The organism is Chitinophagales bacterium (assembly GCA_019694975.1).
In the GTDB taxonomy this organism is placed as follows: Bacteria; Bacteroidota; Bacteroidia; order Chitinophagales; family UBA10324; genus JACCZZ01.
The window spans coordinates 153773-175829 of sequence record JAIBAY010000001.1 but is presented as its reverse complement, the minus strand read 5'-3'; the positions used below and the strand labels follow the sequence as shown (position 1 = coordinate 175829).

General features: G+C 44.1%; 19 protein-coding genes. 11 read left to right on the top strand and 8 right to left on the bottom strand.

Features of this window, described 5'->3' with window-relative positions; all coding sequences use genetic code 11:
- Window positions 1–39 precede the first annotated feature (39 nt).
- The 3 genes from K1X61_00625 (at window position 40) to K1X61_00615 (ending at window position 5818) form a co-directional block, all read left to right on the top strand.
- The gene (locus K1X61_00625) at window positions 40–2418 is read left to right on the top strand and encodes a choice-of-anchor L domain-containing protein (GenBank protein MBX7107127.1); all 2379 of its coding nucleotides are present in this window, start codon (window positions 40–42) and stop codon (window positions 2416–2418) included.
- Between the two features lie 189 nt (window positions 2419–2607).
- A complete protein-coding gene (locus K1X61_00620; GenBank protein ID MBX7107126.1) occupies window positions 2608–3612 on the top strand; it encodes a PorP/SprF family type IX secretion system membrane protein in 1005 nt (334 codons plus the stop codon).
- A gap of 115 nt (window positions 3613–3727) precedes the next feature.
- Window positions 3728–5818, top strand: coding sequence for an OmpA family protein (locus K1X61_00615; protein ID MBX7107125.1), 2091 nt, complete (start codon window positions 3728–3730; stop codon window positions 5816–5818).
- A gap of 213 nt (window positions 5819–6031) precedes the next feature.
- Here the strand turns inward: K1X61_00615 and K1X61_00610 are convergent, their stop codons facing one another.
- Entirely contained in the window at window positions 6032–6406 is a 375-nt protein-coding gene (locus tag K1X61_00610) for a DUF423 domain-containing protein (GenBank protein ID MBX7107124.1), read from the bottom strand.
- Window positions 6407–6664: 258 nt separating this feature from the next.
- Here K1X61_00610 and K1X61_00605 point away from each other — a divergent pair, with 258 nt between their 5' ends.
- A complete protein-coding gene (locus tag K1X61_00605; GenBank protein MBX7107123.1) occupies window positions 6665–7213 on the top strand; it encodes a cob(I)yrinic acid a,c-diamide adenosyltransferase in 549 nt (182 codons plus the stop codon).
- A 106-nt stretch (window positions 7214–7319) separates the two neighbouring features.
- A complete protein-coding gene (locus K1X61_00600) occupies window positions 7320–7541 on the top strand; it encodes a DUF2795 domain-containing protein (GenBank protein ID MBX7107122.1) in 222 nt (73 codons plus the stop codon).
- 61 nt (window positions 7542–7602) lie between these two features.
- Here the strand turns inward: K1X61_00600 and K1X61_00595 are convergent, their stop codons facing one another.
- The 3 genes from K1X61_00595 to queA form a co-directional block, all read right to left on the bottom strand.
- Entirely contained in the window at window positions 7603–8508 is a 906-nt protein-coding gene (locus tag K1X61_00595; GenBank protein MBX7107121.1) for a glycosyltransferase family 2 protein, read from the bottom strand.
- Window positions 8509–8602: 94 nt separating this feature from the next.
- Window positions 8603–9277 carry a 2-C-methyl-D-erythritol 4-phosphate cytidylyltransferase gene (locus K1X61_00590; protein ID MBX7107120.1) on the bottom strand — a complete coding sequence of 225 codons (675 nt, stop codon included), beginning with the start codon at window positions 9275–9277 and terminating at the stop codon, window positions 8603–8605.
- A 186-nt stretch (window positions 9278–9463) separates the two neighbouring features.
- Window positions 9464–10513 carry a tRNA preQ1(34) S-adenosylmethionine ribosyltransferase-isomerase QueA gene (gene queA / locus K1X61_00585; GenBank protein MBX7107119.1) on the bottom strand — a complete coding sequence of 350 codons (1050 nt, stop codon included), beginning with the start codon at window positions 10511–10513 and terminating at the stop codon, window positions 9464–9466.
- A gap of 179 nt (window positions 10514–10692) precedes the next feature.
- Between queA and K1X61_00580 the strand changes: the two genes are divergently transcribed.
- Window positions 10693–11955: an ABC transporter permease gene (locus tag K1X61_00580; GenBank protein ID MBX7107118.1), complete on the top strand. Its 1263-nt coding sequence runs from the start codon at window positions 10693–10695 to the stop codon at window positions 11953–11955.
- 392 nt (window positions 11956–12347) lie between these two features.
- Window positions 12348–13880: a replicative DNA helicase gene (gene dnaB / locus K1X61_00575; GenBank protein MBX7107117.1), complete on the top strand. Its 1533-nt coding sequence runs from the start codon at window positions 12348–12350 to the stop codon at window positions 13878–13880.
- A gap of 251 nt (window positions 13881–14131) precedes the next feature.
- Here dnaB and K1X61_00570 read toward each other — a convergent pair whose 3' ends face one another.
- Together K1X61_00570 and tgt are read right to left on the bottom strand one after the other, a co-directional pair.
- Window positions 14132–15217, bottom strand: a complete 1086-nt coding sequence (locus tag K1X61_00570; GenBank protein ID MBX7107116.1) for an LptF/LptG family permease — start codon at window positions 15215–15217, stop codon at window positions 14132–14134.
- An 83-nt stretch (window positions 15218–15300) separates the two neighbouring features.
- Window positions 15301–16428: a tRNA guanosine(34) transglycosylase Tgt gene (gene tgt / locus K1X61_00565; protein MBX7107115.1), complete on the bottom strand. Its 1128-nt coding sequence runs from the start codon at window positions 16426–16428 to the stop codon at window positions 15301–15303.
- Window positions 16429–16491: 63 nt separating this feature from the next.
- On the opposite strand from tgt, the gene K1X61_00560 reads away from it, so the two are divergent.
- The 4 genes from K1X61_00560 to dprA all read left to right on the top strand — a co-directional run bounded on the left by K1X61_00560 (window position 16492) and on the right by dprA (window position 20188).
- Window positions 16492–17592, top strand: coding sequence for a glycosyltransferase (locus K1X61_00560; GenBank protein ID MBX7107114.1), 1101 nt, complete (start codon window positions 16492–16494; stop codon window positions 17590–17592).
- Window positions 17583–18188: a sigma-70 family RNA polymerase sigma factor gene (locus K1X61_00555; GenBank protein MBX7107113.1), complete on the top strand. Its 606-nt coding sequence runs from the start codon at window positions 17583–17585 to the stop codon at window positions 18186–18188. Before K1X61_00560 ends, K1X61_00555 begins: the two co-directional genes overlap by 10 nt.
- Window positions 18189–18209: 21 nt before the next feature.
- On the top strand, window positions 18210–18836 hold the full coding sequence (gene rsmG / locus K1X61_00550) for a 16S rRNA (guanine(527)-N(7))-methyltransferase RsmG (protein ID MBX7107112.1): 627 nt from the start codon (window positions 18210–18212) through the stop codon (window positions 18834–18836).
- Window positions 18837–19087: 251 nt separating this feature from the next.
- On the top strand, window positions 19088–20188 hold the full coding sequence (gene dprA, locus K1X61_00545) for a DNA-processing protein DprA (GenBank protein ID MBX7107111.1): 1101 nt from the start codon (window positions 19088–19090) through the stop codon (window positions 20186–20188).
- A 38-nt stretch (window positions 20189–20226) separates the two neighbouring features.
- On the opposite strand, the gene K1X61_00540 is transcribed toward dprA, so the two are convergent.
- Both K1X61_00540 and K1X61_00535 read right to left on the bottom strand, forming a co-directional pair.
- Window positions 20227–21507 carry an anthranilate synthase component I family protein gene (locus K1X61_00540; GenBank protein MBX7107110.1) on the bottom strand — a complete coding sequence of 427 codons (1281 nt, stop codon included), beginning with the start codon at window positions 21505–21507 and terminating at the stop codon, window positions 20227–20229.
- Between the two features lie 102 nt (window positions 21508–21609).
- Entirely contained in the window at window positions 21610–21987 is a 378-nt protein-coding gene (locus K1X61_00535; protein ID MBX7107109.1) for a hypothetical protein, read from the bottom strand.
- Between the last annotated feature and the right edge of the window lie 70 nt (window positions 21988–22057).

Sequence of the window (22057 nt, the reverse complement as noted above, 5' to 3'; positions counted from 1 at the left end):
ATATTGCGATAACCATTAAAAATCATGAAACAACTTTACATGCGTTTAAGAAATTTGCTCCGCGGCAGGCATTGTATACAGTTGTCTTTTACGTTAATTCTTTTTCTTTTAGCTGTTACTCCTGAACTTTCAAGGGCTCAACTGGTAATCACCACACCGGTAACTGCACAGCAGATTGTAGATAACATGCTTGGTTGCAGCAGCGCAGCGTCCAATATTGTTTTCACCAGTTGTGGCACTTCAGCGGGTTTTTTTAACGCAGTCAATACCAATCTTGGAATCGACAGCGGCATCCTGATAACTTCCGGCAATGCAAATCTGGCCGTTGGACCCAATAACACGGGATCACAGACATCGGATAATGGTTGCCCGGGCTATCCTCCGCTTACAACGCTGTCAGGTCAGGCTACCTATAATGCAGCGGTGCTGGATTTTGATGTAACGGTGAACACCGACACCCTCCGCTTTAAATATGTTTTTGCTTCTGAAGAGTATGCAGAATGGGTGGGTACGATTTTCAACGATGTTTTTGCATTATGGATCAGCGGGCCCGGCATAACGGGCATGGTGAATATGGCGAAAGTGCCCGGCACTAATTTTCCTGTTACTATCAGCAATGTGAATTGCCAGGGAAACTCGCCTTATTATGTATGTAACGACCCTGCAAATTTTATCTGTAATGCCAGCTATGGTTGCCCGACGAATGCCGCTTCCACTACTATTCAGTATGACGGTTTCACAACTCCGCTGGAAGCAAAGAGCCCTGTAATTCCCGGTGCGACGTATCACCTTACGCTTGCAATTGCTGATGCAGGTGATCCGATTTATGATTCCGGCGTTTTTATTCAGGCCAATTTTCTCCAACCATACGACGTGAATTTTGTTTCCGACAGTGTCAATAATTTCGTCAATCCGTTCGATTCTGCACTGACACTGGTAGAAGGATGTCAACCCGGTGTTGTTAACATTAACCTGGATAATTTTACGAATGACACCATCTATTTCCCTTTGGTGATAGGCGGCACGGCTACCAATGGCACTGACTACACAACCATTGCCGATACCATTGCATTTTATCCGGGCGACACTTCACAGTCTATTTTTATTGGTGCCAATGTAGATGGACTGACGGAAGGAACGGAAACCATCATCATCTATACTATTGAACCCTGCAGCGGACTTATCACAGATAGCTTTATTGTTAGTATAATTGACGATTTTCCATTTATCGTTTCCAATGATACCACTATCTGTGAACATGATTCATTACAGCTGAATGTCACTTACAGTTCGTTTTATTCCTATGAATGGCAACCTGCGGGTATGGTGAGTTGTCCCACCTGTTACAATACGGTTGGCTTCCCCGATTTCTCCACAGCTTATGTGGTTGCGGTTACGCTTGGTAATTGCACCAACTACGATACGGTTTCAGTACAGGTAACACAGGTCGATCCATATGCCGGAACAGACCAGAATCTGTGCTTCGGCGATACTACTTCATTGCTGGCAAGCGGCGGCACTGCTTATTCATGGAGCCCTGCAACCGGCCTGAGCGACCCTAATGTGGCTAACCCTGATGCTTTTCCCGATGTAACAACGAATTATATTGTTACGGCTATCGGCACCAATCCGTTATGCCATGATAATGATACGGTACTCATTAATGTGGTTCCTAATCTTGTGGCATCAGCTGGCGTTGATACTTCCGTATGCCCGGGAAAACCTATTCAATTATGGGCCGAAGGAGGTGATTTTTATAATTGGAGCCCGGCGACCTATCTTGACTTTGATGAAACGGCAAGCCCGCTGTGCAGTCCGATGGTTACAACTACCTACACCGTTGTGGTAAGTAATGTTTATCAATGTAAGGATACTGTAAATGTAACAGTGAAAGTGTATCCGGACCCACAGGTAATTGTGAGTGAACCGGTAACCATTTTTGCCGGTGAAAGCGCACAGCTCTTTGCACATGCCGGTGCCGACGCTTCCTATTCCTGGCAACCGCAGATTAAAATTTCTGATGGCACCATTTACAATCCTTTGGTTTCGCCGGATACCTCTACAACATACTACGTTGTAATTACCAGCGCAGACGGATGCCTCTTTACCGGCATTACACGGGTGAATGTGACCAATGAAACACTGGTGGAAATGCCTAACGCATTCACTCCTAATGGAGATGGAATAAATGATGAACTGAAGATAATCTGGCGGGGCCCTGTTACACTCACCAGCTATAAGATTGTGGACAGATGGGGAAAAGTTGTTTTTACCACTTCAGACATCAATGAAGGCTGGCTGGGCAACAGCAAAGGCGGCAATGATGCGGAGGTAGGGGCATACATTTATGTGATAGAGGGTAAGGATAGCAATGGTCAAGCATTTGAGAAGCATGGCAACATCCTGTTGCTGCGCTAATAAAGCGATTGAGTTGCTTCCTGCATGATTCAATAACAGAATTGATTTTTTTAAACTTTAAATAGTAATTTTTAATTACACCTGCAGTAATGGTTACAAAGATTAATTAGGATGGAATCCGCAAATAATTTGTAATCATGTAGGTTTCTTTGCACCTTCGTTTTATTGCCGAACAAATAAAATAACCTGATGAAAAAAATTACACTACTGCTGTCACTGCTGCTTCCTGTGATGATTTCTATGGCGCAGGATATTCACTACTCGCAATTCTATGCTTCTCCGTTAACACTGAATCCTGCCCTCACTGGGGTGAATTCCTGTAACTACAGGGTTGGAATCATGTACCGGAATCAGTGGAGCAGTGTAAGTGCTGATCCGTATACCACTCCATCGATTTCGTTTGATATCAACAACGTGCTGCAACGTATCGTGAAGACAGGGACACTATCACTGGGTGCACTTGTTTTAAATGATAAAGCAGGTGCGGGTGATTTGTCAAACATGACTATTGCCGGTTCTGTGGCCTATCAACGTCCCTTAAATGCCAGCAGGAAACTCAACCTGTCAATCGGTGTACAACCTGGCTATGTTCAGAAGAAAATCAATTCCAGCCAGCTTACTTTTGAAAATCAGTTTGATGGCCAGCAATTTGATCCGACGTTGTCGAGCGGTGAAAATTTTGATAATAAGATGGGTTATTTTGACCTGAATGCGGGGTTGTATGTTACATACGAATTCAGTGGAAAATCATCCCTTTTTCTGGGTGGTTCATTTTTTCACCTCGTTCCTCCCAAGGAAACCTTTCTCAATTCAGATAACAAACTGGGAATGCGGCTCGTGGGGCATGGCGGTGTGCGCATCGGGGTAACAGATAAGTTTGATATCATTCCACAGGTTTTGTACATGTCGCAGTCTAAAGCGCAGGAAATAAATCTTGGTCTTTCACTGGAATACAATATCAATCCTGATGTTGCATTTTTTATTGGTGGTTATGACAGGTTAGGGGATGCAGTCATCGCGGTAGCAGGGCTGGAATACAAACGCGTGCGTTTTGGGTTCAGCTACGATGTGAACACTTCATCACTAAACGCCGTAAGTAACAACAACGGCGGATTTGAACTCTCCTTGAGTTATACCGGATGTCTCGGAGGATTTGTGCTGGATAAACCAATCATGTTCTGCCCGAGGTATTAGTCATTGCTGAATTGTATAAATTGTTTAAACAGTCTGAAATAATAAGAGCAGGAAGAACTCAAATCACCAAAAGCGTTCAGTAGCCGGCTCAAACAGATCTTAAAAAACCATGAAGATGAAATATTTTAGAATCACCCTGTTACTTGCTTTTCTGCTCAATACGGGAGTCGCTTTGTCGCAGGATTCGCAGGAAATACCCATTCAGAAGCTGAGTTTTAAGAAGAGCCTGAAGATGGGAGATTACCTGTACAGTATTGGAAGTTTTTTCAATGCAGCACAATATTATCAGGCAGTGAATGAGAAGCAGGCCGGTAATGCCTATGTGCTGTCGCAGATTGCAGATTGTGAATATAAGTTACGTGACTTTAAAGAAGCGGAAAAGTGGTATAAGGAATTGGTAGATGCCAATGATCCGTTATATCCGCTGGCGCCATACTATTACGGACTTTCTTTAAAAGCCAATGGAAAATATGCAGAAGCAAAAACAGTGTTTAACACTTTTGAGAAATCATATAAAGGAGTGAATTCGCAGAATTATAAAAAATTCGCGAAGAACCAGGCTAAAGGCTGCGACCTTGCCATGCAGAAAATGCAAACACCCGACACCGTGAAGATCACGCACATCGGTGCAAATGTAAATGCAAACTATACCGAATTCGGACCTATTCCGCTGGGCGATACAGCGTTATTGTTTGCTTCGCTGAAGTCTGACACCATTATTTTAGTGGATGAGATTAAAAAGAACAATGCATATGCAGCTTTTTATGAAGCAAAAAAAACCGGTGAAAATTTTCAGAAGTCCGCCATCTATACAGCCGCACCTTTCAACTCAGATAATGCACATACCGGTAACGGTTGTTTCTCACCCGACCGTAAACGATTCTATTTCACGCGTTGTGATATGCTTGCTGATTCCATGAAAATGATTTGCGCGATTTACCTGAGTGAATTAAAAAATGGTAAATGGACGGATCCGCAAAAGATGGATGATAAGATCAATTTTCCGGGTTCAACCAATACACAGCCTAACATGGGAACCTCAAAACTCGGCGATGTGCTGTATTGGGTTTCCGACCGGCCAAACGGTGAAGGCGGACAGGACATCTGGTTTTCAACGATTGATAAAAACGGAAAATACAGTAACCCGCAGAGCGTAGGCCGCAAGGTGAACACTGCACAGAATGAAGCCACTCCATTTTATGATTCAAAAACCGGCACCTTGTATTTCAGTTCAGAAGGGCAGGTTGGCATGGGTGGTTATGATATCTTCAAATCACGCGGCAATCAGAAGAAATGGGAAACCGCAGTAAACATAGGTTACCCGGTTAATTCCAGTGTTGATGATATGTATTTTGTAATGGATGATAATGGTTACACCGGATATATAGTTTCCAACCGTCCCGGTACCATGTCAGTTAAAAGTGAAACCTGTTGCGATGATATCTGGAGAGTGGAATATCCGAAGAAAGTTTTTTATGCTGTGCGCGGTAATGTTTATGACCAGGATACAAGGCAGCTGATACCGGGTGCCAAAGTTTACTTCCTTGACAAATCAGATAAGCAGATTGGCGAGGCCATTTCTAAAAAGGATACGTTGTATTTCTGGAATACCAAGCCACAGAATGTCTATTCACTGAAGGCCAGCAAGGATGGTTATTTTACCGGATCAGCGAGTTTTTCAGTGACCACGAAAAATGAGAATGATACTGCAAGGGTGGATGTGTATATGAAGAAGATTCCGAATGAGCCGATCCGTGTGAAGAATATATTTTATGATTTCGATAAAGCTACCTTGCGACCGGAGTCTTTCCCGCCGCTGGATACAATTGCCAACCTGCTCAATCAGAACCCTGCTATAATAGTGGAAATTGGTGCCAACACCGACAGCAAAGGTGATGATGCATATAACCTGCGATTATCACAGGCACGCGCACAATCTGTAGTGGATTACCTGGTGCAGAAAGGTATTCCGGTAGAACGCTTGCAGGCTAAAGGATATGGTGAAACAAACCAGATTGCGCCCAATACGCTGCCCAATGGTAAAGATAATCCTGATGGCCGCCAGTTAAACCGGCGTACTGAGTTTAAGATTATAGGCACTATTCCCGGTAAGGAATTAATTTATGAGCAGGGTGATCCGGGTTTTGACCCAGATGCCATTAAAGAAGAGGATAACCAACCGGAGGAATCCGAAGAACAGAAATAAGTTCGGATCAAAAATATGAATGAGTCAAACTTCCCGTATGTCCTGCGGGAAGTTTTTTTTGTGTCATCACATACCTGCGTTTCTCTCCTTCACAGATGATTTGGATGTGATGCTAAACAAATTGCTGCTTCCAGGGTCTCTTCATATCTAATATTGGATGTAGCATGATTGGCTGCTAACGGATGTGTCAAAGCATAAATGATATACCTTTAATTATTTAGTTCTCCATGTGGCATAACCGAGCATCAGCCAGCCTGCAATAAAGCACAATCCTCCAAGCGGAGTAACAAATCCGATAAACTGCAGTGAGGACGTCATTGAAAGACAATAGAGCGAACCGGAGAATAGCACGATGCCCAATAAGAACAAGTTGCCGGCAGCCCTGGCCGGCGCTGACGGATTTTTTGAACAGATCAGGCCTGTAACAAGCAAGGCCAGTGAATGATAAAACTGGTATTCAACTCCGGTATGAAATATGCGCAGCGCATTTTCACTCAGCACATCTTTCAATCCATGGGCGGCAAATGCGCCAAGTGCTACTGCTATGGCTCCTGATAAAGCACCGGCTGCGGTAAATCGTTTATACATAAGGTAATGTTTTCTTTAATGAAAGTGCGTACTGTAATAATCAAATACTGCTGTAAAAATGCGGCGTATTTTCCGGATTCAGCTATCAATTTTAGTTGCTGCATTGTCGACGTTCATCCGGTACGATAGATTTTGTAATGTAAATGCCGGCAATTTACTGTGCATGTCTGCTTAAAAGATTCAACATGAAATGATACCATCTATCTCTATTTTTGCATACACAGCAAAGCATAGCTTCAAGACACATACACTTCAAAAATGAAAATATATACTAAGAAAGGTGACACCGGTACCACACAATTAATCGGTGGCACAAGGGTACCCAAACATCATATTCGCATAGAAGCTTACGGAACCGTGGATGAGCTGAACTCATGGATTGGATGTGTGCGCGATCAGTTGCAGGATGTGAGCAGCAGGGATGTGCTGAAAGAAATCCAGGACCGGTTATTCACCATAGGATCGCAGCTGGCCACTGACCCTGCAACATCGCGAATGCAGTTGCCCGGCTTACTCGATAGTGATGTGGAGCTATTGGAGAAGGAAATGGATAAGATGAATGAATCTCTTCCTGAGATGAAATCATTTGTGCTGCCCGGAGGACATATTGCGAACTCAACCTGTCATGTTGCCCGATCAGTTTGCCGCCGGACAGAGCGGCTGGTTACACACCTCGATGAATCGAGTGTGGTTGAACCACTCATAATTAAGTACCTTAACAGGTTATCTGACTACCTGTTTGTGCTCGCGCGAAAAATTTCTATGATGGAGCACGTTGAAGAAGTGCCCTGGAAGCCACGCCTGTAAAGTGTTTCGTGCTATTGCAAAATGAACGTCCTTCGCAAGGCTAAAAAATTTTGCTTTCTTGATTATTCGACTATTTTTGCGGGAAATTTGACACCCCTATCCGTTTATGTACTGGACGCTTGAATTGGCATCATACCTGGAAGACGCGCCGTGGCCCGCAGCAAAAGATGAGTTGATTGATTACGCGATTCGTTCGGGCGCTCCGATTGAAGTAATCGAAAACCTGCAGGAGCTGGAGGATGAAGGTGAACTCTTTGAAGGTATTGACGATATCTGGCCAGATTATCCTACGCACGATGATTTCTTCTTTAATGAAGATGAATATTAAAGCACGATTGCCCGGCTGCCATCTAATCTGTCATCCTTGCAGTTATCATCACCACGTTGCATTATTTTATCAGTTTATAATTTCTGAAATCAAACGGACGAAGTCCGGTCACCGTTTCAATCAGATTCATGACCCGGTGACGCAATGGAATACGCACAGCAGCAGGATCATAGCGGTAATCCCAATCTGTTTGCTGTATCCTTTTTTTCATCACTGCCGGATGCTCTCCCGTAAATCTGATTAAAGGATAATCAGGATAATACTGGAAGGATTCCAGGTTCGCTGCATAGGCACTAATCCATGCATCATCATGCCAGAGCCTGTGAAAATCTTTCGATCGCTCCAGTTCTTCTTTTGGCCCGCGCACCTTTCCATAATGGTAGATGTGCGCATCAATTTTCCGTACGTTTAATTTTTGTGGCGTTACCTGTTGCCGGGAATTGGAATCGATCGGAATTTTCCTGAATCCCTGCGCATCGCGGAATGACCTGATCATTGGGTTGTTCCTGATCAGCCTCACTTCGTAAGGATAGGTGCCTCTTGTTTTAGGTTTGGATATATAATGATAATTGGCATAGAAATGGTAGTAAGGGAATAAAAAACCATCAGTAGTGGTATCATGCAAATATTTTTCAGCGGCGGCAACAATCAGCGGCAAATCATTTTCATGCACCACTTCATCACCCTGCAGGTAGAAGCCCCAGTCGCCGGTGATGGCAGCAAGTGCCGTATCGGTCTGCTGTGCCAGTATTTTACCGCCAGTGCGTAATTGATCATCCCAGATAGTATCAATGATCCTGATCTTCGGATTATTCAGATTCTGGATGGCAACCCTGGTTGCATCTTCACTGTTGCCGACTGCAACGATGAATTCATCACAAACAGGCAACACTGACTGAATGGATTCCAGGAAAGGGTAACGAAGTTTGATACCGTTCCTGATAAAGGTGAAGCCGCTGATTTTCATTCAGGGAGAGTGTTGTATTAAAGTAAATGCGGCATCCATAGCCACAAAAAAATAATTCCGTATGGTCATCCGAATTCGTCTTCGGAAGTGGCAATTACTCTGATTGCCTGAGCAAATAAGTGGCTAATGCCAGGTCGCAAGGCGTGGTAATTTTGAAATTTCCGGGATCGCCTTCTACCAGGTTTATTTTTACACCGCCGTTTTCCACTACTGAAGCATCGTCAGTAAAAGTTTCGGAGAAGGTCTGCCGGTAGGCATGCTTCAGCAGCTGCGAATCAAAACACTGTGGCGTTTGCACTGCTCTGAAACGTGCCCTGTTCCTGTGCCGAGAACCATCCTTAATAACTTCACGTATGGAATCCCTGATTTCAACAACAGGAATGGCATTGCCTTTTTCCAAAGCAGTTTCAAGGCACCGCCGCAATAATCCTTCATTGATAAATGGCCGGCAGGCATCATGCACTGCAATTATACTGTCAGCTTTTACCTGTTTCAGTCCGTTCTTAACAGAATGAAACCTGGTTGCGCCTCCGGAAACAGCATGAATCGTTATTTTTTTAAGAAACTTCTTTCTGATTTTTTCCCAACGATCCAGTTCATCATCAGGCAGCACAACAATGAATTCAGCATCAGTCCAGATACCTGCTATGGTAAGAATGGTATGTACAATAACAGGCTTGCCTGCCAGTATCAGAAACTGCTTTGGAATGGCTGATTGCATACGCGATCCGTAGCCGGCCGCTGCGATGATTACATACTTCTTACGCAAGTATTGCTGAATTTAAGATGCATCTGGAGGATTCAATTAAAGGTCGCAAAAAAAAGTTAAGTGACCATTAATTCATTAAAAAAATTACGATGGTAATATAACTGATAAGTAAAAACAGGTCGATAGCATAACCTATCAGGAAAGGGAAGTGCAAGCCAAATGCTGCAGACGCAAATGGGCAGTCTGTCAGATGATCAGCATCGCATCGCCATAGGTTGAAAAGCGGTACTTTTCTTTCAGGGCAACTTTGTATGCTTCCATAATGAGATCATATCCGCCAAAAGCGCAAACCATGATCAGCAGGCTTGTCTTGGGCATATGAAAGTTGGAAATCATGCAGTTGGCGATACTGAATTCGTAGGGGGGATGAATAAAAAGGTTGGTCCATCCTTCCACCGGTTTAATATACTTATGTGCTGAAACTGCAGATTCGATGGCGCGCATTGTAGTTGTACCAATGGAGCATACTTTTGCCCGGTTGTCGATGGCACGATTCACAATTTTACACGTGTTGTCATCAATCTTGAAATATTCAGCATCCATCTTGTGTTTGCTGAGGTCCTCTACTTCTATCTGTCGGAAAGTACCCAGTCCGGTATGTAATGTTACTTCAGCTATATCAACACCTTTGATTTCAAGCCGCTTCAACAGTTCGCGGCTGAAATGAAGACCTGCAGTTGGTGCAGCCACGGCGCCTTCATGTTTGGCAAAAACGGTTTGATAGCGTTCCTTGTCCAAAGCATCAGGTTTACGCTTAATATACTTTGGAATTGGCGTTTCGCCCAGTGAGTACAAGGTCTCCTTCAGCTCATCATCTGTACCGTCAAAGAGGAAACGGATGGTTCGGCCGCGCGATGTGGTATTGTCCACCACTTCGGCTACCAGCATTCCATCTGTTCCGAAATACAGTTTGTTGCCCACCCGGATCTTACGGGCAGGATCCACCAAAACATCCCATAAGCGCATCTGATGATTCAGTTCCCTGAGCAGGAAGACTTCAATCTTGGCGCCGGTCTTTTCTTTTCGTCCATACAGACGGGCCGGAAAAACCTTTGTGTTGTTTAATACTAGGCAATCCTTTTCCCCGAAGATGGTGAGGATTTCTTTAAAGGACTTGTGCTTTATTTTCCCTGTCTTGCGTTCAACAATCATCAGGCGCGATTCGTCGCGGTTCTTCGAAGGTGTTTGTGCTATTAGTGACTGTGGTAGGTCAAATCGGAATTGAGATAGTTTCATGTACTTTCAATAAATTACGGTTTATTAAAAGTTGATCAAAGCCCAATAAATCAACACCGGCTATGGGTGTGATACATGCGGATTTTTGAAAAACGGATTGCAAAGATAGAATTTTTCGCTTCTGCCGCTAATTTATTTTGAGGCGCTGTTTTCTTAATTTAAAGTAGGTTTGCAGTTCCATGCGAATTCTCATCCGTATTTTCAACGAATCTGTATCCATCGCCATCCGTGAATTACGGGTGAATAAATTGCGGACGATACTAACACTACTGGGCATTTCAATTGGCATCTTTTGCGTTATTTCTATCTTTTCTTCAGTCGATTCGCTGGAGAATAACCTGCGCACCAGTATTAATAAATTTGGCAGTAACGTCATCTATATCACCAAATTTCCATGGGCACCGGAAGAGGGCGAGACGGAATATCCATGGTGGAAATACTGGAACAGGCCCTATGCAAAGTTTGATGAGATGCGCGGCCTGCAGGAGAAACTGACCGGATCGGATGCCGTGGCCACGTCCATCTGGATCGGCGCTCCGGTGATTAAATATGGCGACCGAAATGTTACGAATGCCACGATTAACGGCGTAACCCAGGATTATAACCGTATCATGAATCTCGATCTTCAGTCAGGAAGGTATTTCACCGCCGCTGAATCCAATGCCGGCCAGCCCAAAGCACTTATAGGGTATGAGGTTGCCACACAGTTGTTTCCGGGTAATGTAGATCCGCTGGGGAGGGAGATTGATGTTTACGGACAAAAAGTAATGGTGATCGGCGTTTTTGCCAAAGAGGGTAAAACACTGATACAAAACAGTAATGATAATCTTGTAATGGTGCCGTACCAGTTCCTGGTATCGAAGGTGAAGGTAGACGGTTTCCAGGTAGAGCCGGCTATACTGGTGAAAGCCAAAGATGGAGTGCCGCTTGATGAACTCAAAGATGAAATCAGGGGCCTGATGCGGGCTGAACGCAGGGTAAGACCCAGCCAGGAAGATAATTTTGCACTGAATCAAATCAGCATCATCTCTAATCAGTTGTCGCAATTATTTGGTGTGCTTGATGTGGTAGCACTGATCATTGGAGGTTTTGCCATCCTCGTAGGTGGTTTCGGTATAGCCAATATCATGTTTGTGTCGGTCAGGGAAAGAACCAACCTGATTGGTATCAAAAAAGCGCTTGGCGCCAAGAATTATTTTATTCTGCTGGAATTCCTGATTGAAGCAATCATTCTTTCCGTTATCGGTGGTATTTTCGGATTGATACTGGTGTTTTTTACAGTGCAGGGGTTATCCGCAGCTATTAACTTCAAGTTAGTGCTCGATCTTAAGAATATCATCTGGGGTATCTCCACTTCTGCCATTATTGGTTTTATTGCGGGAATTATCCCGGCTATAGTTGCTGCCAGGATGCGTCCTGTTGATGCAATCCGGTTTAAGTGATCCTTTCTTGTAATCGTTTAAGCGTAAACTGACGGTTGTTCAGGGTAATGATATGCCTCCACGTTCAGGTATGACCTATATCAAATACAGTAACTGTAACCGCTGTTGGGTTGTTTCAGACAAATGATGTTTTTACAGATCGCCTGCTCTTGTTTTGCGCTGAATTGCGCAGAGATAACAATACGCTTTGGTAAATTTTATCAAGCTCTGATCTGATGCTTTTTTATTGCTGGCATTTAATTATCAAGCAACCGGTTGAGCTGTCTGATCGACAAGTGTAAAGTTGATAAACTGTTGATAATAGACGATGCGTAAAGTGTGCACAACTTTATATTTTGATTTTCATGTCAGGTGTTTTCTAATTAATTTTCTTTGTCTCCCTTTCTTCAAAAATGGCAGATTCATTCGAAGATATCAATAAGGTAGTAAGCAAAGCGAGGTCGCTTCGCAGGAAACCTGCTGCCGACCTGAGCAGTTTTGTATATGGGCGTATTCCTCCGCAGGCACGCGATCTGGAAGAGGCAGTGTTGGGTGCTTTGATGCTGGAAAAGGATGCCTTATCATTGGTGATTGACATCCTCAAGCCTGAGGCATTTTATGTGGAAGCGCACAACAAAATTTTTGCAGCGATACAACGGCTTTTTCTTCGTTCACAGCCGGTCGATATTCTTACCGTCACCGATGAACTTCGTAAAAGCGGTGAGCTCGAAAGCGCCGGTGGCGCATATTATGTAACGGAACTCACCAATCGCGTAGCATCTGCGGCCAACGTGGAGTATCATGCAAGGATAGTTTCACAAAAATATATACAACGTGAACTGATCCGTATATCATCTGAAATAGTGCGTGATGCATTTGAAGATACCACGGATGTTTTTGAGTTGCTTGATTTTGCCGAGAAAGGTATTTATGAAATTACTGATCAGAATCTGCGCCGTAATTATAATCCTATCAGTGCTTTGGTAACAAAAGCGCTCAATCAGCTGCAGGCCATTAAGGATCACAAAGACACCGTCACGGGTGTTCCTTCAGGTTTTGTGTTACTCGATCGCATAACGAGTGGCTGGCAACGATCTGACCTGATCATTGTCGCCGCACGGCCCGGTATGGGTAAAACGGCATTCGTGCTGTCATTGGCGCGTAATGCCGCGATTGATTTTAAAAAGCCCGTGGCATTCTTTTCACTGGAAATGTCTTCCATTCAGCTTACCAACAGGCTTATTTCCGCCGAAACAGAAATTCCGGCTGAGAAGATCCGGCGTGCCAACCTGGAGAGCTATGAATGGGAACAATTGGTGAGAAAAGTGGATGAGCTGTCGGAATGTGCACTTTTTATCGATGATACGCCTGCCATCAATATTTTTGAATTGCGTGCCAAGGCCCGCCGCTTAAAGATGCAACATGACATACAGATGATCATCATCGATTACCTGCAATTGATGAGTGGCACGGTGGATTCCAAACAGGGCAACCGCGAGCAGGAAATCAGTAACATCTCAAGAGCTCTTAAAAGCATCGCGAAAGAGCTGGATATTCCGGTGATTGCATTGTCGCAGCTAAACAGGTCGGTTGAAACGAGGGGAGGTGATAAACGCCCGCAGCTTTCGGATTTGCGCGAATCCGGTGCTATTGAGCAGGATGCAGACATGGTGATTTTCATCTACCGTCCGGAATACTATAAACTGACTGAAGATGCAGATGGTAACAGCACTGTCGGCCTGGCCGAAATTATGGTGGCCAAGCACCGTAATGGAGCATTGGCGAATGTACCCGTGAAGTTTATCGACCGCTTCGCAAAGTTTGCAGAAATGGATTCTTTTGAGAAGCCAAACACTGAAAGCAATGTGCGTATATTGAAATCGCGGATGGATGATATGGAAGATGAAGATGAATCAAAGCCAACAGAAGAACCCTTGCCCTGGTAAAGCAGTGCCGGTAATGCGGAATACCGGAACCCCGAGTAATCTCCCTGATTTATTAAAGAATCTGCATAGTGTGCCGTTTTCTTGTGGTCCGGCAACTGTTTTGTAAGCCACCGTTGCGGTTATCCATATAGTTAGATAAGTATATCCGAAAAATCTTTTTCGCAGGACAGGAACTACAGGCTGTACTGCAAGTTTTGCAGTGATTAGATTTTTCGTTCAACGGCTGTTAACGTTGCCACCAGTTTCATTTTCTATTTGGGCGCTCCTCTGTATAGCACGACAGCTACGACGCCAAAAATGATATTGGGAATCCAGACGCCGACGACAGCTGGCAAGTCGCCGTTGGTAGAAAATGTTTGTGAAAACTGCTGAAACAGAATGTAAGCAAAGCTGATGGTAATGCCGATACCGATATGCAGGCCGATACCACCTCTCACTTTTCGGGAAGCAAGCGAAACGCCGATAAGGGTTAAAATAAAAATGGCAAAGGGGAAGGCCGTACGTTTGTATTTTTCAACTTCATAAAAGGCAATATTATCGGCACCACGCAGGGTAAGTTCGTTGATTACTTCATTCAGTTCACGGGCATTCATCGTAAATACTTCATTCAGCTTTTTTTCGAAATCCTTTACCTGGAACCCATATGAAATCAGGGTGTCTCTTCCTGTTTTTAATGTCTCCTGCATATCATTGTTTGTTCGCACCATAAAGTTCTTCAGCAGCCACTGTTGTTTGCTATGATCCCATTTAATCTTTTCGCTGCGGATTTTATAAACGAGGCTGCCATTGTTGAAAATCTCATAAGAAAATTTGTAGCCGGTACTGTCATCGAAGTTGAAACTTTCCAGGTAGATAAACTGATCTTTGGCAATCTGCATATGAATATCGCGGCCGGTATTCCGGGGCCTGTAACCGATGTACTCATCTTCAAATGCGATGCGTGTCTTGTTTGCATTGGGAATCAGCCAGTGATTGGCATATATGTTTAGTGCTGCCACGATGCCGGCAGCAATCATATAAGGTAACAGCATCCTGTTGAATGTGATGCCGGAATTCAGGATGGCAATGATTTCCGAGCGGTAAGCCATTCTTGATGTGAAAAATATTACCGCCACAAACAAGAAAAGCGGCGTAAACAAGACGGCGAAATATGGAATGAAATTGAAGTAGTAATCAAAAATAATTTCTGATAATGGCACATCACCATCCAGGAAATCTTCCAGTTTTTCGGTTACGTCAAAAACAATGGCAATCAGGATAAACAGTGCCAGGGTCAGAAAGAAAGTGCCGAGGAACTTCCTGATGATATAACGATCGAGAATTTTGATATGCATCATCCGCTCAGGCAAGGTTACGGTAAAAGCGGCATTGTGAATAATAACTCATCAGCATTCATTTTATTTTTGCTCGGCCGCAATCGCTACAGTCGCGTCATCAGCTGCTTTACCATTTTTACTTTCCATGTTGCAAAATCTCCTGCAATAATATGCTCCCTTGCTTCCTTCACCAGCCACACGTAAAAACAGAGATTATGCACGCTGGCGACCTGGCATCCCAGGATTTCTTGCTGTATCAGTAAATGGCGGAGAAAGGCTTTTGAATGCCCGCGGCTGACAAAATTATCGAGGTCATCCAGCGCGGAAAAATCTTTTTCCCACCTTTTATTTTTGATGTTGATTATACCTTGCGTGGTAAACAGCATACCGTTTCTTCCATTGCGTGTCGGGATTACACAATCAAACATGTCAATCCCCAAAGCAATGCATTCCAGGATATTGTCAGGCATGCCCACGCCCATGAGGTAACGCGGTTTATCATGCGGAAGAATCCGGCAGACGGCGTCGGTCATTTCATACATTTCCGCAGCAGGTTCGCCAACAGACAGTCCTCCAATGGCATTGCCATCGGCATTTTTTGATGCGACAATTTCCGCTGATTGTTTTCTCAGGTCGGTGAAAGTGCTTCCCTGAACAATGGGAAACAACGACTGATGATAACCATAAAGGGGTTGTGTTTCCGTAAACCGGATGCTACATCTTTCAAGCCAACGGTGAGTCAGCTCCATTGATTTTTTTGCAGCCTTGTATTCACTGGGCCAGGCAAGGCATTCATCAAATGCCATCACGATATCACCGCCGATCACCCGCTGGATATCCATCACTTTCTCGGGTGAGAACAGGTGTTTTGAACCGTCTATGTGCGAATGAAATTTTGCACCTTCTTCCGTTATTTTTCGGCGGTCAGCCAGTGAAAAGACCTGGTAGCCGCCACTATCAGTGAGGATCGGTTTCTTCCATCCGTTGAAGCCATGCAGACCGCCGGCCTCCTGCAAAACTTCAAGTCCGGGACGGAGATAAAGATGATACGTGTTACCCAGTATAATCTGTGCACCGATCGTTTGTTCCAGTTCACGAAAGTGAACGGCTTTCACCCCACCGGTGGTGCCGATGGGCATGAAGATGGGCGTTGTTATTTTCCCGTTACCGGTGGTAATGGTTCCTGCGCGCGCCGACGACTTCGGATCTATGGCATCTATATCAAATTGCATGTAGTTGGTTCACGGAAAAAGAACACTGATTTATTTACTTTTGGCGGCTCAAAATAAGGCAAATTGGAAGTACTCTTTATTCTATTCGTTGTAACAGCGATAATTCAGCTTTTATACCTGTTGATAGTGTTCCGTTCTCTTGCTGCTTACAGGCAGCCGAAGCATGTGGAGCATGCACAGCCGGTTTCAGTGATTATCTGTGCCAGGAATGAAGCTGCACGGCTTGATAAGAATCTTCCGATGATACTGGAACAGGATTATCCGGACTTTGAAGTGGTAGTCGTAAATGATAATTCAGCTGATGACACCGAGCTTTTGCTGATGCGCCTGTCAGCCAGGTATCCGCAACTCGTGGTGCGTACGATAAAGCAGGATTCAAACATCATGCAGGGCAAGAAGTATCCGTTAACGGTTGGTATAAGGGCCGCAAAACATGAGTTGGTATTACTGACTGATGCTGACTGTACTCCGTCAGGCAGTCGGTGGATCAGCAGCATGACCGCTGTTTTTACCGGGGAAACGGAAATTGTGTTAGGATACGCGCCATACAGGAAATACGGCACGTTCATCAATAAGTTTATCCGATATGAGACTTTTATAAACGGGCTTTGCTACCTTTCTTTCGCATTATCAGGCATACCTTATATGGGCGTTGGGCGGAACCTGGCGTATCGCAAAAAGATTTTTTTTGCCAATAATGTTTTCCCCAAGCACCCGCACCTCGTTTCCGGTGATGATGATTTGCTGATTAACAAAGCAGCAAAATCAAACAATACGCGGGTTCAGTTAAGTAAGGATGCCCTCGTCTATTCCGAACCTAAAAAATCATGGGATGAATACTGGGAACAGAAGCGAAGGCATGTGAGTACCGGCAAATATTATAAATTCGGACACATGATGCTGTTGGGACTTTTCTCTCTGACACACCTGTTGTTTTATTGCTTATTTTTATTGGTGATGATGTATTCCGCTTACCAGGCTGAAGCACTTGTTTTATTTGCGTTGCGCATGGTTGTGCAGGGTTTTGTTTTCAGCCCTTCGATGAAGAGAATGGGAGAAGACGATCTGTTCTGGTATTTTCCGGTACTGGATATCTTTTTTTTGATTTACTACCTTAAGTTGTTCCCGGATGTCTTTCAAACCAAGCAGGCAGCATGGAAGTAAATCCTGATTTTTCACCGCGTGCCAAAGAGGATATAGAGCTGGTGCGAATGGCGCTTACCGGCGATCAGCGGGCATACGCCGTATTAATGTCGCGATATAAGGATTCCATCTATTTCCTTTTACTGAAAATGGTGCACAACGAGGATGATGCAAATGATCTTACGATTGAGGCCTTTGGTAAGGCATTCAGCAACCTTTCGAAGTACACTCCTGAATTTGCTTTCAGTACCTGGTTATATAAAATCGCATTGAATAACAGCATTGATTTTATCAGGAAAAAAAAGGTGGAAACATTATCGCTGTTTGAGGTAAATGAAAATGATCAGGGAGAGACTTTCAGGATTGATGTGCAAAGCTCTGCACCTGATCCGGAAGAAAGTTATATTAAAAAGCAGCGGAACAAACTGCTTCGGGAGGTAATCGAAAAAATAAATCCGAAATACAGGGTGCTCATTGAACTTCGATATTATGATGAATTGTCATATGAGGAAATAGCGGAGGAGACCGGTTTGCCGCTGGGCACGGTAAAGGCACAACTGTTTCGTGCCAAGGGCTTACTGTTCCAGATACTGGATGGCAGCAAAGAACACATGTAAACTATCCATATTGCCTGTACCATGAACCATCTGTTGAAATATTTCCCGCAAATGGCAGATGGCATGCTGGAACAATTTAAGCAACTGGATAATCTTTATCGCAACTGGAACACAAAGATCAACGTGATATCTCGGAAAGATATTGACCAATTATATGAGCGCCACGTCTTGCATTCACTGGCTATATCGAGAATGATTTCATTTAAGCCGGGAACCCGCATTATTGATGTCGGGACGGGTGGAGGTTTCCCTGGCATACCACTCGCCATCTTGTTTCCCGAAGTGCAATTTTTGCTGATCGATGCTACCGGGAAAAAAATAAAAGTAGTTCAAGCTGTCGCAGAAGCTATCATGTTGAAGAACGTGAAAGCACTCCATGCAAGGGTGGAAGATGTGCAAGGCCGTTTCGATTTTGTGGTAAGCAGGGCTGTAGCGCCCCTGAATACGCTCTATGGATGGACAAGACATCTTGTTTCCGTAGAAAGTAAAAATGAATTGCCAAACGGATGGTTGTTGCTGAAAGGCGGAGATCTTGATGAGGAATTGCATCAACTGAAGAAGAAAGTTAAGCTGACTGCTGTAAGTGATTTTTTTGAGGAAGATTATTTTATAGGTAAATTCATAGTGAGTTTCGGACAGGCAGGTTAGCACCTTATGAGGAATGCCATGTGGTGGGGCAGAAACCGTACCCATCTGAAGTGTGTATTATTTTTATATGAAGCAATGATCAGGGCGAATTGTTTTAGAACAGCAGCGATACGTTTATATTCAAAAATTATTTTGCTGCAGCAACACATCGGCAGGAACCTGTCTTTGGCAATATCGAATGAATAATTTACAGTGAAGGCAACCGCCGAAAGTATAAACATTGTATCATTATATTTTTCAACCTGGTTATCATGCAATCAAATGAACAACTCTACCGGTTAGCGCTGACGCTAATCCCGAATATTGGTGATGTGTTGGCAAAAAACCTGGTAAGTTATTGCGGCAGCGTGGAAAAAATATTTAAGTCAAAGAAGCATGACTTGCTCAGAGTACCCGGAATTGATGAGGTTCGTGCCAGATCAATACTGTCTTTTCGTGAGTTTGCTGCAGCAGAAAGGGAATTGGCATTCATTGAAAAGAATAAGATCAGGATGCTATTTTATTTGGATGATGATTATCCCCAAAGGCTGAAAACTGTTCTGGACTGTCCTGTTATACTGTATGTCAAAGGAAATATTCAACTGAATGCGGGCAGAATGCTGTCAATAGTTGGTACAAGGCATGCGTCAGACTATGGTAAAGCATTCACGGAAACACTGGTGGAGGACCTGAAGCCTTTTGGGGTAACAATAGTGAGTGGCCTTGCTTATGGGATTGACATCTGCGCACACCGTGCAGCTGTTATTCACAATATGCCTACTATCGGTGTACTGGCTCACGGATTAAACCGGTTGTATCCTGCGCAACACCGTGCCACCGCTGTCAGAATGCTTGAGTGCGGAGGGCTTATCACCGAGTTCAAGAGTTCAGATGCATTTGACCGGGAGAATTTCCCCAGGCGCAACAGGATTGTTGCAGGCATTGCGGACGCGACCGTGGTGATTGAATCTGCGGTGAAAGGCGGCGCACTCATCACTGCTGAAATAGCCAATTCCTATAACCGTGATGTATATGCCGTACCCGGAAGAGTGGGTGACAAGTATGCGGAAGGATGCAACCATTTTATTAAAAGCAACAAAGCAAACCTCGTCGAGTGTGCGAACGATATTGCCTATCTGTCCGGATGGATTGATAAAAAATCAGTAACTGCAAAGCAAAAGCAATTATTTGTTGAGCTGAATGAGACGGAACAAGCGATTGCGACATTGATTGGGGAAAAACCACCGGTTCATGTAGATGAAATTGCGCGGAGAATGCGTCTTTCAGGCAGTCAGCTTGCTGCCGCACTGCTGGCACTTGAATTCCAGGGAGTGGTGATAGCCCTGCCCGGTAAGATGTACCGGCCAGGCTGATGCTTTAAAGAGTATACAGATGCGGGATCAAGGCCATTTTATTGGAGCGCTGCAATTAATGCTTTCGCTTTCAGCAGGCATTCCTCATATTCTTTTTCAGCCACGGAATCATAGGTGATGGCACTGCCTGCCTGGAATGAAAGATATTTTGACGTGGCATTATACAGGATACTCCTGATCACCACGCTGAAATCAAAATCGCCGGCCGGTGTGATATAACCGATTGTTCCGGAAAACAGGCCGCGTTTCGATTTTTCATATTGTTCAATCAATTCCATCGCTTTTATCTTTGGCGCTCCGGTCATTGACCCCATCGGGAAAGCATTTTTTATGGCTGTTACAGGATGCACCTCCGGGCGAAGCTCAGCGGTAACTGTTGAAACCATCTGATGAACTGTAGGGAACGTGAAGACGCCGAAAAGATCCTGCACTTTTACCGAACCCGGTACAGCGCTTTTTGCAAGATCATTGCGCACGAGGTCAACGATCATCACGTTCTCCGCTCTTTCCTTTGGATCGTTGCGCAATTGCTCACGCTGAACCTCATCGCTTACCAAAGCATGGCGCTGCCGTGTACCTTTCATAGGTTGTGAGGTGATGGTATGGCCTGTTTTTTTCAGGAACCTCTCCGGGCTCGCCGACAGCAGGTAATGATCACTTAGCCGGAAGAAAGTTGCAAATGGAGCAGGGTTTATATCATTGAGCCGTTCAAATAATGCAGCGGGATGAGCAATATAATTTTCAATGTAAAATTCCTGGCACAAATTAACTTCATACAAGTCGCCATTCAGGATATGTTGCTGAAGCTTCAGCACATCAGCCATATAGCTTTGCCTGTTTACCCGGTTCGCAACCGTACCACCGGAAGGAGTTGTTTCATGAATTGTTGTACTATTTATGCAGGCAAACAACGTTGATGGATCATCGGTTGATGCTATGATAAGTTTTTCACCAATGATTTGCAGCACGTGCCGGGGTCTGAAAAAATATGCTTGCGGAAAGCCGGTATAGTCAGCAATCAGCGGGTTGGCCGGCAACGGTTGCGGCGTTATTTCATTTTTAAGATCATAGGAAAGATATCCAAATAACCAGTCGTGCTGCTGATCAACAAATGCTTTCAGGGAAGTAAATACATTTCCGCCTTCAGGTGCAAAGGAATGGATAGCACCGGTTGCTACCAGGCAGTCAATTTCAGGATGAAAATGAGTATAAGCATTATGATCAATAAAAACTGCGGGAGAAATATCTGCGGCCCAGTGCAACAGTTTTTTTTTGAGGAGCTTGATATCTCCTGCTGGAAATGCTGCAGAATTCCGCATGAAAGTCAAATTTGCATGATCAAAACAGAGGGCAGCAAGAGGAAATCAGAAGATTAACAAACATCAGCCAACTGAAAAGGGTTGACGTCGTAACATGAAGCATCAGTAATCATCATCGTCGTCGTCAGAAAAGGTTTCTGACAAATCATCTTCCATTTTAAAATCATCTTCCATTTTAAAATCATCATCATCTCCCAAATCGTCTTTACGTGATTTCTTGATGGGCTGAATATCGTCTTCATCATGCATAAACTCCTTCAGATCATCATCCAGGTCATCCTTTGGTTTCTTGCGGCTAACGGTAGCCGGTCCAATACTTTTTGCCGGGAGTTTTTTTACGGCAGGAACCGTCTTCTTTGTTGCTTTTGAAGGAGAAGCCGCTTTAGGAGTTGCCTTTTTCGTATTTGCTTTTGCAGCTTTAGCCGGTGCAGATTTCTTTGCAACTTTCTTAGCAGGGGCTTTTCCTTTGGAGATTTTCATGCAGAAAAATTTAGATCGTAAATTTTGAACTAAGTTTTGAGATTTTCAAATTTTTTCCAACGAAAAAAAT